Source organism: Sphingorhabdus sp. (assembly GCF_044338195.1).
Taxonomy (GTDB): domain Bacteria; phylum Pseudomonadota; class Alphaproteobacteria; order Sphingomonadales; family Sphingomonadaceae; genus Sphingorhabdus_B.
The window spans coordinates 59,046-72,325 of record NZ_JBIIMC010000002.1 but is presented as its reverse complement, the minus strand read 5'-3'; the positions used below and the strand labels follow the sequence as shown (position 1 = coordinate 72,325).

Genomic DNA, 13,280 nt, shown 5'->3' with positions numbered 1-13,280 from the left:
TCTGGAAATCATGTTTCTTGGCAGAACAAACGATAATGGCGCGAACATGTAAATATTGACGTTCGCGTAAACGGAGGGATCATGCATATCATGTTGCGGATGTTGGTGGCCAATTTGCGGGCATCAGCGCCCTCACCTTATTCGCCGCTGCCCTCCCAATTGGGCGTCGCTGTTTGGGCATGGGGTAAAAAGCCAGAGGGTCTGTAAGCCGGGTTCTGTCCTCCGCTGCGGCCGAGGCGTAAGCGGATGTGCGACCATTCATCTAGGCGACGCATTGCTGCGGCACTCATGCAACCAACCCGGGCGACTGGCAGGAGGATGCCATGTGCCGCCCCTATTCGGTTTTGCTCCCGGTGGGGTTTGCCTTGCCGCTTTTGTTACCAAAAGCGCGGTGCGCTCTTACCGCACCGTTTCGACCTGGCCGCATCGAAATGCGGTGGACTATTTTCTGTGGCACTTTCCCTAAAATTGCTTCCGCCGGACGTTATCCGGCACCGTTCCTCGCTGGAGCCCGGACTTTCCTCCCCATAGCAGTTACCCACTAAGCGGCGGTCGCCCAACCCTCTGGCATGGCTTAGATAGCAGGTCCGCCCTCATACTCCAAGAGCAAGCTCAGCAATATCGCCCGGCATTCTCCGTCGATCACGCCTCCAATATTTTCGGGGCGAAAACGACGTTGGAATGCGACGGTAGCTGCACGGCCATCTGATATGCTGTACCCATAACGCTCTAACGCCAACAGAAACGCTGCGTCCGGCCAACCGGGATCGACCAGCTTTTCCCGTGGACGCGGGACAGCAAGCCCAAGCTTTGCCAAACGTTCCCAGTCAAATAGCTCACCCGGATCTTCTTTACGTGTTGGTGCGACGTCGCTGTGACCGACGACGTTTCGTGGATCAATTCCGTACGTGCGGACAATTCCGGCGATCAATCGCGTCACGGTGTCCATTTGCGCTTCGGGAAACGGGCGATAACCAAATTCATGCCCGGGATTGACGATCTCAATGCCAATGCTGGCGCTGTTGCAGTCCGTCACACCGCGCCAATAAGAAAGCCCGGCATGCTGCGCCCTTTGTTCCTCGCGCACCATGTGCACCAGTTGCCCGTCTTCATCGACGACATAATGCGCCGACACTTTGGAAGCGGGGTTGGCGAGCCAATCAATGGCGGCGGCACCCGACTTCATGCCAGTATAATGCAAGACAAGCATTGTGATCGGCAAGCTGCGCTCGCCAAAATTGGGTGATGGGTTCCAGATCATGGTCATAAGCCGACCATAGGTAAGTCGGCGGTTGCACGCAATATCAGCCGGTGGGAGAAACTTTTGCTGGTTACGCGCCTTGCCGGTTGGGCGCCAACTCGTAAAAACCGCGAAACGCTTTGCTGGCGCGAAATTTCTGCGTTTGCCCAATGACGGTTTCGGCGGCACCGAGCATTAGGAGTCCGCCCTCTTCCATGGATGGCGCAATCGCTTCCAAAACATGTGTGCGCTTATCGTCGCTAAGATACATCAGCACGTTTCGGCACAAAATAACGTCAAAACGGCCAAAATGGCGCACGGGCGTCAGCATATTATGCTCCGTAAACGTCACCATTTTACGCAATGAATCTTTGGCTACCCATTCTTCGCCCTGTTGCTCAAAATGGCGGAGCATGTGTGTTACGGAAAGTCCACGCTGAATCTCAAACTGCGAATACCGCCCTTCCCGCGCCTGTGCCAAGGCCGTTGCAGATATATCGGAACCCAATATTTGAATTGTCCAACCGCGCCATTTTTCGGCGTTCTCCAATATTGTAATGGCCAGAGAATAGGCCTCTTGACCCGTCGAGCAGGCAGCCGACCAGATCCGCAGCCTTTTTGTATGCGAACGCAATTCGCGAATGTGATCGAGCACGGGCCCAGCCAGCAGCGCAAAGTTGGGCTGATCCCGGAAAAAAGAAGTTTCGTTGTTCACCATTGCCTCCACGCACGCGCGCGTCAATTTGGGGTCCGTATCCATCTCGATCAACGCAGCCAGCGTTTGTAAGTCCGGCACAGAGTTAGCCCGCATCAATGGCTTCAGCGCCATATCAATGCGCCAATGCCGGTTTGCCGGAACCGTTTGCCCGGTATGTCTTTCCAGCGCCGCGGATAGCGCCCTGTACGCTCTGGCTTCAGCGATGCTCATGATGATGTCGCAATGCGTGAAAGCATGTCGGTCATGTCGGCTGGTGTCATAATCGCGGTCGCCAAGCCTTCCTTCACAATTGCACCCGGCATACCCCAGACGACAGAACTTTGCATATCTTGAACGACAACGGGCGCTGCCCATGCGTTAAAGGCGCGCGCGCCAACAAGCCCATCATTACCCATGCCGCTGAAAACAAGCGCCAATGCATCGCGTCCATAGGCCCGCGCCACCGATGCAAGCATGGCATCGACAGACGGGCAATAACGGCTTGCGCTATAGCGCGATTGATGGCCGATGATGACATCGTTGCCGTCCCTATGGCACACCAGATGGGCGCGCCCCGGTGCGAGGTAGACATGATTGTTTTTTACGCACTCGCCGGCTTCAGCAACCTTCACAGTTCGCTTTGTAAGACCAGCGAGTTGCCCCGCAAAAAAGGGCATGAATGCTGCGGGCAGATGCTGCGTGATAAAGATAGGACAGTCGAGCGAGTCATCCAAATTCCTTAATATGTGCTGGATTGCGGGAATGCCGCCCGTCGATGATCCAATCGCGATACAGCTTGGCTTCGATAATGCGCGATAATCCGGAAGCGGTCTGGCCGTATATTTGCTGTCGGTACGCTCCAGCGCCGACCGACCCAATCGCAATACTTTTTCGATCAAAATTTCTGAAAAGCGTCCCGAGAAACCCGTGCGGCCCGGCTTGGCTAAAGTGTCACATGCACCCAGCGAAAGCGCCTGAACGGCGGCGGGGCCATTTTCTTCCGCAAATGCCGACACGACCAACACCCTTGCGCCATTCGCCTTTGCGAGAATATCGGGAAGCGCATCCAATCCCGAACGCTTCGGCATTTCAATATCCAGCAATATGATATCGACTTCATTTTCTTCGAGACTTGCAACGGCAGCGTCCCCATCCGATGCTTCGCAAATGATTTCGATGCCGTCGCAATTGCCGAGCACGCGTGCAAAAATCGAACGCGCGACAACACTATCGTCGACAAGCATAACCCTAATCGGGGTTGCCGTCGCTTGTGGCCAACTGCCACCCGATGCTGCCGATATGCTCCGCATTCTGGTGCTTCAGATACAGCCGAGGATTTGCAGCTTTGACTCAAGCGTTTCGCGGTCAAACGGCTTCATGACATATTCGTCTGCGCCTGCGTCAATCGCCGCTTGAATGTGCCCAATGCCATTTTCCGTTGTGCAGAAAATCACCTTGGCGGATGGCACAGCGTTCATCGAGCGATAGGCAAGCAAAAAATCCATTCCGCTCATGATCGGCATGTTCCAATCCAGCAGAATCACGTCGGGCGTCGCCTGCGCAACATGGTCCAACGCTTCCTTACCATCGGCCGCCTCAGCAACTTCGAATTGCATCGTTTCCAGAATATGACGGGCAACTTTGCGAATGACCTTGCTGTCGTCGACAATCAAACAGGATTTCATGTGACCTAACCCCCTTTTTCCGACCAGAATGGAGACTGTATCTCCGCGGTCTTATCGACACGTTAATTTGCCCAGCGAACTGGCAAAATTAGGTCGCCGGAACCATTTGCCCTGAAACCAACGTGTCGGTGTTTAATATCATCACCAGTTCGCCTTCATGCGTGGCGATGTGATCGACATATCGGCTCCACGCGGCCGGTGGCCGGATGTTTGAATCGGCTTGCTCGAACGCGATTGGAACAACGTCATGAACCTTGTCGACGAGCAGCCCATATTGATGCCCCGCGATTTCTGTGACGACAGCCAAAGTGCCCTTTTGGACCATTTGCTGCATGCCCGTAATGTAGAACTGGGTATCGATGAGCGTGAGAACGCGGCTTCTCAGCGCAAAAATTCCAGCAATGGACGGGTCGCACTTGGGCACGGGCACGATGTCCGGCACATGCACGACGGATTCGACTTGGCTGCTTTCAATCGCAACCCGCGACCCTGCCAAATCCGCAATCAGATATAAGGTATAGGTCATGCGCGCCTCGCCAATTTTTCTTCGATCGCGGATATCAACCCGACGCCATCGTAACGGTAAATGCTGGTTACCGTCTCGGCAGGGCTGTGGTTAGAATCGCGCAGGTGGAGCGTTCGTGGGTCAGTTGCCCGTTCGCGCGCCTTGGCGACATCACGCTGTAATATGATGGCGGCGCGGGGTTGATCATGTTCATCAAAACTTACCGCGTAGCCCGATGCTGTTAGCAACGGCGCCAATATCGTCCGTTCCCATTGGGAATCTTCCGCGCAGTCAATGAAGCATAAGGCTTCAGAACCATGATTTCGGCGGCTGCGATCATATGTTTCGAAAAACGCGAACATGTTGCGCAGTTCGACTGGCTCGCCAAAGGCATAGACAACGCCTTCATGCTGTTCCGGCTGTGCGCTGGGCATAATGTCGCCTGATATGCTAAAAATGTCCAAGACGTCGCTGACGGCAAGATAGCAAGTGCTGTCACCATCGCTAAGTCTCAGCACTTTCACCAAACCATCGTCGGGTGCAGATTCATATTCCCATAAATCATACAAGCCGCCGTCGGCAGAGACCCGTGTTCTTCCGCCAACATGCTGAATCTGGGAAATTTCGATATCTTCCATCCGCTCAATTGCGGACAAACGAATGGCTTGTTTGCGGCCATCGGTGGCAATGAACAGCAGGGCAGATGGGCCATTATTTTTGGTGTCAGCATCCGCACCGCTGTCAGCGTCTCGATCATCCCTATTGGTGGCAGACAGCCCCATAGCATTGCCGAGTCCACTCGCGTCGAGCAACAGCATAGGCCGGCCATTGTCGGGCAGAGAGGTTCCAGCAAACAGGCCGCTGCCCATCACCAATGGCGCCCCGGGCTTCACGACAAGCTCTTCATTGTCGATAACGGCGGCAACTTCCAAAACGAAATTGGCGCCCACCGCCGGACGCATCACGATGAGTGTGCGGCTCTCTCCGGGCATATCCGCACCTTGGGCAATGCCTAATATGTCTTCGAGCGATTTGAAGGGATAGCGAATGTTGCGGATGCTAACGATTTTGCGCCCGCCCAGTTCTTCGAATTTGACGTTGGGGTTGGATGTCGAAACCATTTCAACCACCGAACTGCGCGCGATGCCGAAAATCTGCGACCCAGCACGCACCGAAAGCCCTGCGATAATTGAAAGCGTGAGCGGCAAACGCAACGTTATTTTTAGCCCATGACCTTCATAATTCTCCAACTCAATCGTGCCGCCGATGGCTTGCAAATTGTTGCGCACAACGTCCATGCCGACACCGCGACCCGATATCGACGTAACGCTATCCGCGGTCGACAGGCCGGGCGTAAAAATGGTGTTCAGCCGCGCGCGCGGTGACATTGTCTGCCATTCGCCAACCGTCGTCACATTGGCGGCTATTGCGCGAATACCTAACTTGTCGACATTGATCCCGCGCCCATCATCCGCAATTTCAATGATGATCTGATTGCCCGACTGACGGGCCGAGACATGAATATGGCCTACAGGGTCTTTCCCAGCAGCGCGCCGTTCGGCGGTGCTTTCAATTCCGTGGTCGGCTGCATTGCGCAGAATGTGCGTTAGGGGATCGCGCAACGCTTCGACCATTTCGCGGTCAACTTCGACTTCGCTTCCGTCGATACGCAATTCTATGTCTTTGCCAAGCTCTATGGCTATGTCGCGAACGAGCCTTGGCAAAGCCGAGAACAATTTATCGATATGCTGCATACGCATCATGCCCACGGCATCGCGTAGCTCGGCCACAGTGGAAGACAAACGCGCAAATGACACATCGAGATCGGCGTTCGAGCTAACCTTGCGAAGCTGACGCGACACTTCGTTTCGGGCGAGTACCATATCCGAAACACCGCTCATCAAATTGTCGAGCAGGCTAAGCGACACTCGCACAGTTCGCGTTTTACCGGGCAATATGGTGTCTTCATGTGCCAGTGTGTAGCCAGATACATCTAGTTGGCCAGTGACCATGTCGGCCGGTTTATCGCGCAAAAATGTGCGTAAGGCGTCGGTCAAGATGTCATCGTCATCATAGACAGATGCGCCGGTCTCAAGTGCCTCGGTGAGAATAGCGACGCGGTCGATAACAGCGAGCACCGCGGTAACGAGATCGGCCGAGACCTCAACCTCACCATCGCGTGCAGCGCTCAGCACGTCCTCGGCCGCATGGCTCAGACGGAGCAGCCTTGGGAGTGACAGGAAGCCGCAGCTTCCTTTTACCGTGTGCACAAAGCGGAAAACGCTGTCGAGCAAAGCGCGATCATTTGGCCGGCGCTCCCACTCGACCAACTGACTTGTCAGCGCCTCAAGCGTCTCGCGCGTTTCAGCAATAAAGTCTTCTATTAAGTCGTCCATGTCTGCCGATCCGATTTACCGGACACGACATGTGGCATCAGATGGTTAAAAAGATGTTTAGAATGCTAGACCGTCGTAGTGCGCACAAGTGCGCCGATCACGAGATGCTCGGCATCGGGCTCAGCGAGCTGGATCATCCCGCCGCCCTGTAACGCCAGCGTGTGCGCCATCCAGGCCGCAGCGGTGCGGGAATCCACCATCGCGGCATCAAGCTTTCCGGTCAGCGCGTCACGCACCGCAGGATCCATGACTATTTTCGGACCACTCGCCCGAATGACAATTTCCTGTTCGTTCGACCCTGCTTCAGCGCCCACGAATAAAGTGCCGCCACGCACCAGTGCTTCGTTCGCCAGCAGCACGAGGTTCAATAGGATTTTGACCGCCCTTTTTGGCATCATCTGCGCAGGAACGGCCCATTCCAATAGCGTTCGACCGTTTGCAGTCACCATCGGTTCAATAACGATCCGCGCTTCCTTGGGGTCTACTTCTGAACCGAAGCCACCGGCAGCACCAAAGGCGAGGCGGAAAAATTTCAGCTTATCTGCGGCAGCCTTGGCGCTTTCCGCCAGCAAGTCCATGCACCGTTGCCGCATTTCTGGATCATGCTCGTCCGCCAGCAACTCAAGGCCGTTATTCATGGCTCCAACGGGGCTCAAAAGGTCATGACACAGGCGCGAGCAAAGCAGGCTGGCAAATTCGATTTCCGTGTCGGACATTAAAAATGGTTCCTTGGGCTGGCTGGCATGTTGATGGCGCACATGGACTGTGTTTTCAAGCGATTCAACCCTCCACGATCAGCGGCACGGGGGTAAATCCTGTAACGTGAGCGCCAATAGCGATGGGTTGCCATGCCGTAACCGCTCCCCCCGCAATGATGAGCCATATCAGGCCATCGGGTGCGGCCTGCGCAATGTCAGACGCCGAAGGCCGCGCCAAGCCATTCGGGTGCGAATGAAAATAGCCCAAAAGCGGCACGCCGCCTGTTCTGGCATCCTTATGCACCGCGATGAGTGCGGCAGGATCGATTTCAAAATTCCGTGACGGATCGGCGGAAACATTCGCCACCCATTGCACGGCAATGACCTTGCCGTCCGTGCCACGCAACACACCACAGCATTCATTTTGGCCGGCATCCGCCGCCCAATGCAAAAGTTGTTTCTGGTCATTGCTTGATAAATGCAGGGCCATAACCCATGTGTATGCGATGGTTGGAGAAAATGCCACATTTACAGGTATTTTGGGCGAAGGAAGGCTCGATAGCGCGCTTGCAGCAGCGCTGCCGCAATTTTCGCGCGCACGTATTCAGGCACTGATCGCAGAAGCAGCGCTTCGCATTAACGGACAAAGCTTCGCTGACCCTGCCAGCAAGAAAATGTCCGGGCAGCATTTTGAATTACATGTGCCTGCCCCAAAGCCAGACAAAGCTATCCCGCAAGATATTCAGCTGGAAGTGGTTTACGAAGATGACCATCTGATCATCGTCAATAAACCCGCTGGCTTGGTGGTGCACCCTGCCGCCGGGCATAGCGATGGCACATTGGTCAATGCGCTGCTGCACCATTGTCAGGGCAAGTTGTCGGGCATTGGCGGCGTACAGCGTCCGGGCATTGTCCACAGAATCGATAAAGACACATCGGGGCTGTTGGTCGTGGCCAAAAGCAACGCCGCGCATGAGGGCCTCGCAAAATTGTTCGCCGCGCATGACATCGAACGCAAATATATCGCGATCGTCAGTGGCGTCCCTGCCCCACCTGCCGGGACGGTGCGCACACAAATTGGCCGGTCAACGACCAACCGTAAAAAAATGGCGGTTCTGCCCGATTCCAAGGGCAAGCATGCGGTCACGCATTTTCGCATGACGGAGGCATTTTCCAAAACCGCGGTCGTCGAATGCACATTGGAAACGGGCCGGACCCATCAGGTCCGCGTCCATATGGCCCACATCGGCCATCCTCTTATTGGCGACAGCGTTTATTCTAATCGACAAAACCCCTACAGAATCGGACCAGATCAGGCTCCGTTCGACCGACAAGCATTGCATGCTGCCTCATTGGGGTTTATTCATCCGATATCCGACGAAACTTTACGGTTCGAATGCGGTATACCAGAAGATATGCAGCTTCTGTTAAGCCAATTGCGAATATAGAGTTTCAAAGGGAACGCTTTGCTAGCGGGTGCTTGATGAGGCCCGGTGGGAAGCACAATGAAAGAGGAAAACATGTCTGAGAAAAAGAATGTTCCGGCTACAATACCTGCCCTTGGGGGGGACGCGAGCCTAAACCGTTACCTAAGCGAAATCCGGAAGTTTCCGGTTTTGAAGCCTGAGCAAGAATATATGCTCGCCAAACGCTTTCAAGAACATGGCGATACCAAAGCTGCCGAGCAGCTGGTTACGTCACATCTTCGACTCGTATCAAAAATTGCCATGGGCTATCGCGGCTACGGCCTGCCGGTGTCCGAGCTTATTTCCGAAGGCAATATCGGATTGATGCAAGGTGTGAAGAAATTCGATCCCGACCGCGGTTTCCGCCTCGCGACATACGCGATGTGGTGGATTCGCGCGTCGATGCAGGAATTCATTCTGCGCAGCTGGAGCCTGGTCAAAATCGGCACAACTGCCGCGCAGAAAAAGCTGTTCTTCAACCTGCGCCGGATGAAAAACAACCTTCAGGCGTTTGAAGATGGCGATCTGAACCAAGAAGCGTTGCGTAAAATTGCCACCGACCTTGGTGTGTCCGAGGAAGAAGTGAACAATATGAACCGCCGCATGGCGATGGGTGGTGACACGTCACTGAACGTCCCAATGCGCGAGGATGGCGATGGCCAATGGCAGGATTGGTTGGTCGATGACACGCCATTGCAGGACGAGCGCGTTGCAGACGCACAAGAAGGCGATATGCGTCACGCCCTGCTTTCCGAAGCGATGGACAGCCTGAATGAGCGCGAGAAGCATATTCTGACGCAGCGCAGGCTGATTGAAGAACCGCAAACGCTCGAAGAGCTGAGCCAGACGTACAGCGTTAGCCGTGAGCGCGTGCGCCAGATTGAGGTGCGGGCATTTGAAAAGCTTCAAAAAGCAATGCTGCGGATCGCCGGCGAAAAGCGGTTACTGCTCACCATTTAACCCTATGTAAAAATAGATGACGGGCGGAGAACGCTGCGCTAGCTTTTCATTATGAAAAAACCGAAGCGCTCGTTTTCCGCCCGTATCTTTCGTTCCAGCCTGAAAATGGCTATATATGCTACCGGCGGGACGGTCGCGTTGACGGCCATATACGCCGTTGTTCCCGTGCCCACGACTCTCACCATGTTGTTCGACAGCCATGGTGCAAAGCGCGACTGGACGCCGCTTTCCGACATCTCACCAAATCTGGTCCGCGCCGTCATTGCCGCCGAGGATGGCAAATTTTGCAGCCATGACGGTTTTGACCGGGAGGCGATTGAAAAGGCGCTTAAACGTAATCAACAGGGCGGAAAAATACGCGGTGGCTCAACCATCAGCCAGCAAACCGCGAAAAACGTGTTTCTCTGGCAGGGGTCCGGTTGGACGCGTTACCTGCGCAAAGTGCCCGAAGTCTATTTCACATTCCTGATCGAAAAAATCTGGGGCAAGCGCCGGATTATGGAAGTGTATCTCAATGTCGCGGAAACGGGCATTGGCACCTATGGCGCCGAAGAAGGTGCGCAGCGTTACTTCAACAAATCTGCGAAAGACCTTACACGCACCGAAGCCGCACGATTGGCTGCTATTCTGCCATTACCCAAAAAGCGCGCGGTAAATGGCGTCGGAGGTTTCACCCGCCGCTATGGGAACAGCATCGCCGCCCGCATTCGCGTCGTCAAACGCGACGGCCTCGACAGCTGCATTTACCCATAAAAAAAGGGCGAAGCCGAAGCCCCGCCCTTTTTAATCTTCTAGTTCAATGACTTAGAATACGAACGTAATCGTTCCGCTCACAGTGCGTGGTGCACCGATTTGAACGAAGCCAGGACCACCGTAAGTCGCAACACCGGTAGTGCGATTATATGACGCGCTCTGCGCCAAGCCACCGCCAAAACCGCCGACATAGAATTGGTCGAACAGGTTGTAGACGTTGAGCTGGAAGCGGGTCTTGTCGCTCACACCCAAGAAGCCAAGGTTGACGCTCGCATCAAGGTTGACCATCCAATATGCAGGCGCCGCTGCACCAAAGATTTCGGACCGCGATACTGTGCCCAAAGTGCCGCTTGGTACAGCGCCAGTTGGAATGAACGAACCTGTGTAGGTTGCTGCGCCCGTATCGAAGATGTTCCGTGGGCCAGTGCGCTTTGCAGTAATGCCAAGTTCAACTGGTCCAACGTCACCGCGTACAGTTCCACCGAACGAATATTTCGGCGAACCACCTTCACGCTGGCCCGCAGTCGCAGCAAAAACGGGCGTACCGTCGGCGTTTTCACCGATAGCAACGTTGTTCTTGATTTCCGACTTCATGTACGAACCGAATACATACAACGCCAATTCTGGAATTGGCTGATATGAAATCGAACCATCGATACCATATTTGTCGACATTGCCGAGGTTACGATAAACGTTCTGGTCCAGTTCTGGATCGTAAGCCGAAGCCAAACGGTTCTGGAACTTCGTCAACCAACCCGAAAGCTGAGCCTGGATGTTACCTGAACGGTAACGAACGCCAAGGTCAACGCTGTCTGTCGTTTCTGGAGCAGGACGCGCACGTGCGGTCGTGATCGGGAAGAAGAACGCGTTGTACAAGCTATCTGTACCTGGAACCGAAAGGCCCTGTGCAAAGCTTGCGAACATGCTGAATTCAGGCGTGAACTTGTAGTTCAGGCCTAGGTTTGGCAAAATCTTGTCATATTTGAAGACGCGATTTTGTGGGCCAGCCTGTGTTGGGTTGAGCGTTGCGTTCAGAGCGTTCTGGGTTGCATCGCCGAAGCACTCAACAAAGCCGCCAGCTGAGCTGGTGAAGCAATAGTTGGTCAGGTCGCGCTTGAAGAACGGTGCACGAACACCGGCGGTCACGACCAGATTGTTGTCCAGATATTCACCGCGATATTCGCCCGAAACCTGCTGCAAAATTGCATAGGACAGACGGTTACGCTTTTGAAGCGTTACGCCGTTGGCAGCAATTTGCGGGCCGTTTACTGGGAAAACGTCCAATGGCTCGCCATTGACGTCCAACAAGCCAACTTCGCCTGTCTGACGGTGACGTGCACGGTCAAAGGTGTACGCAAGACGAACCGAATGCGCATCGTTGATTTCATAACGCAGCGAGCTGATGACACCATAACGATGCGTTTGGGTCTGGCTTGGTGCGATCATGGTAACCCGGTCGAGGATATCGCCGTCGCCGTTGAGATCCTTACCAAAGAATGGCGAACCCGAGAGATATCCAGCCTGGCAGTTTACGCCAGCGCCGCTTACCACGGTGGTGCAGTTTGCTACGCCGCCAGTCGGATCGATGTCGCGACGTGCTTCGTTCGCATTAACGGTGCCACCACCATTTGCCTTTACGTACTGATAGCTTGGATCGACGGTCAACGTCAGCTTTTCACCGAAAGTGAATTTTGACGCACCACGGATACTGCCAGTGTTTGACGGGTTATAACGACGGTCGAATTCGGTACCGCACGTTGTTGGCGACTGAGCAACTCCATTAACTGCCGTTACTGCTGTCGTGCAAGGGAAGTTGATCAGATATTCCCGCTCATCATTGTTCGCTGGGAAACGGTTGGTCGAAGCGGCACCAACAACACGGCCTGCATCGTTGCGCAATGGCAGCGAACCGAAGAAGTTGTTGCGGTTTTCATTGTAGCTACCAGAAATCGCAATGAAGTCCCCATCGCTGCCGATCGGCTGATAGATTTTTGCGTTATATTGCTGCTTGTCGACGACGCCGTAATTGTTGAACGGGTTATCGTTAGTCGCCTTTGAAGCCGAGAAGAACGCACGCGTTCCGAACGACGTCAGGTTACCGGTGTTGATCATGCCAAACAGGCGCTCGAAGTTAAAGTCGCCGAGCGAGGCAGAGACCTTAACGCCGAAATCTTCAGTCGGGGTCATTGTGCGGTAGTTGACGGTACCACCAACAGCCGATGCTGTAGGGCTGTCGACGTCAGTCGTACCAAGGTTAACATTGACCTGTTCAATCAATTCAGGGTCAAGCTGTTGGTTCGAATAGATGGCGTAGTTGCCGGAGTCATTCAACGGGATACCGTCAAACGTTAGCGAGATGCGCGACGAGTCAAAACCACGGATGTTCAGCGTACCGCCCGACGAGCCATACGCATCGTTGTTCTGGAAGCTTACGCCTGGAATGACGTTGATGGTGTCGAGGATTGTCTGACCTGGGTTCTGACGTTCGATCAGCTCTTGCGTAAGAACTGCTTTTGCCTTGGTCGAGTCAGGTGCCTGAATTCCAGCAACGTCCTGCGAACGCGAACCGGAAACGACGATTACTTCTTCTTCAAAGTCGACTGAACCAGTCGACTGCGCGAAGGCAGCGCTTGAAAAGCTGCAGATGGTAAGTGCAACCGCACTCGCCGCAAGCTGATAACGAATTTTCATTTCTAAAACCCCTTTGGTTTTCACATGCCAATTCACTGGCAACCAAGCATTTCGCTCGAATCATCCATATGAATTGAACCGCGCCATCCCCTTGGGGCTGGAGAATGACAGTAAAATGACACCCCGCCCCGCAGATGATTCGCCCTTAACCGACCGCGCCGGTCAGGCAAACTATTGCAGTGCAGCAAG

Annotated in this window: 12 protein-coding genes and 1 other RNA gene; 3 read left to right on the top strand and 10 right to left on the bottom strand. The window is 54.4% G+C overall.

Annotated elements, in window-relative coordinates:
* Window positions 1-188 precede the first annotated feature (188 nt).
* The 9 genes from rnpB to ACIQZK_RS00965 all read right to left on the bottom strand — a co-directional run bounded on the left by rnpB (window position 189) and on the right by ACIQZK_RS00965 (window position 7,711).
* An RNA gene (gene rnpB, locus ACIQZK_RS01005) (RNase P RNA component class A) lies at window positions 189-568 on the bottom strand.
* Between the two features lie 6 nt (window positions 569-574).
* On the bottom strand, window positions 575-1,267 hold the full coding sequence (locus ACIQZK_RS01000) for an N-acetylmuramoyl-L-alanine amidase (protein ID WP_397574507.1): 693 nt from the start codon (window positions 1,265-1,267) through the stop codon (window positions 575-577).
* 64 nt (window positions 1,268-1,331) lie between these two features.
* Window positions 1,332-2,168 (bottom strand): CheR family methyltransferase, encoded by an 837-nt coding sequence (locus tag ACIQZK_RS00995; protein ID WP_397574506.1) that lies wholly within the window; start codon window positions 2,166-2,168, stop codon window positions 1,332-1,334.
* A complete protein-coding gene (gene cheB, locus ACIQZK_RS00990) occupies window positions 2,165-3,247 on the bottom strand; it encodes a chemotaxis-specific protein-glutamate methyltransferase CheB (RefSeq protein ID WP_397574505.1) in 1,083 nt (360 codons plus the stop codon). Before cheB ends, ACIQZK_RS00995 begins: the two co-directional genes overlap by 4 nt.
* Before the next feature lie 9 nt (window positions 3,248-3,256).
* Complete coding sequence (locus ACIQZK_RS00985; protein ID WP_395636268.1) at window positions 3,257-3,622, bottom strand: response regulator; 366 nt, start codon at window positions 3,620-3,622, stop codon at window positions 3,257-3,259.
* Between the two features lie 88 nt (window positions 3,623-3,710).
* Window positions 3,711-4,148, bottom strand: a complete 438-nt coding sequence (locus tag ACIQZK_RS00980; protein ID WP_397574504.1) for a chemotaxis protein CheW — start codon at window positions 4,146-4,148, stop codon at window positions 3,711-3,713.
* Window positions 4,145-6,523, bottom strand: a complete 2,379-nt coding sequence (locus ACIQZK_RS00975; RefSeq protein ID WP_397574503.1) for a chemotaxis protein CheA — start codon at window positions 6,521-6,523, stop codon at window positions 4,145-4,147. The genes ACIQZK_RS00980 and ACIQZK_RS00975 overlap by 4 nt, the downstream gene beginning before the upstream one ends.
* A 65-nt stretch (window positions 6,524-6,588) precedes the next feature.
* On the bottom strand, window positions 6,589-7,239 hold the full coding sequence (locus ACIQZK_RS00970; protein ID WP_397574502.1) for a histidine phosphotransferase family protein: 651 nt from the start codon (window positions 7,237-7,239) through the stop codon (window positions 6,589-6,591).
* 64 nt (window positions 7,240-7,303) lie between these two features.
* A complete protein-coding gene (locus tag ACIQZK_RS00965; protein ID WP_397574501.1) occupies window positions 7,304-7,711 on the bottom strand; it encodes a Mov34/MPN/PAD-1 family protein in 408 nt (135 codons plus the stop codon).
* A 16-nt stretch (window positions 7,712-7,727) separates the two neighbouring features.
* On the opposite strand from ACIQZK_RS00965, the gene ACIQZK_RS00960 reads away from it, so the two are divergent.
* From ACIQZK_RS00960 to mtgA, 3 genes are all read left to right on the top strand, one after another.
* A complete protein-coding gene (locus tag ACIQZK_RS00960) occupies window positions 7,728-8,669 on the top strand; it encodes an RluA family pseudouridine synthase (RefSeq protein WP_397574500.1) in 942 nt (313 codons plus the stop codon).
* Between the two features lie 72 nt (window positions 8,670-8,741).
* The gene (rpoH, locus tag ACIQZK_RS00955; RefSeq protein WP_324476873.1) at window positions 8,742-9,647 is read left to right on the top strand and encodes an RNA polymerase sigma factor RpoH; all 906 of its coding nucleotides are present in this window, start codon (window positions 8,742-8,744) and stop codon (window positions 9,645-9,647) included.
* A gap of 105 nt (window positions 9,648-9,752) precedes the next feature.
* Entirely contained in the window at window positions 9,753-10,400 is a 648-nt protein-coding gene (gene mtgA / locus ACIQZK_RS00950) for a monofunctional biosynthetic peptidoglycan transglycosylase (protein WP_397574499.1), read from the top strand.
* Between the two features lie 51 nt (window positions 10,401-10,451).
* Here the strand turns inward: mtgA and ACIQZK_RS00945 are convergent, their stop codons facing one another.
* A complete protein-coding gene (locus ACIQZK_RS00945; protein ID WP_397574498.1) occupies window positions 10,452-13,091 on the bottom strand; it encodes a TonB-dependent receptor in 2,640 nt (879 codons plus the stop codon).
* Window positions 13,092-13,280 lie beyond the last annotated feature (189 nt).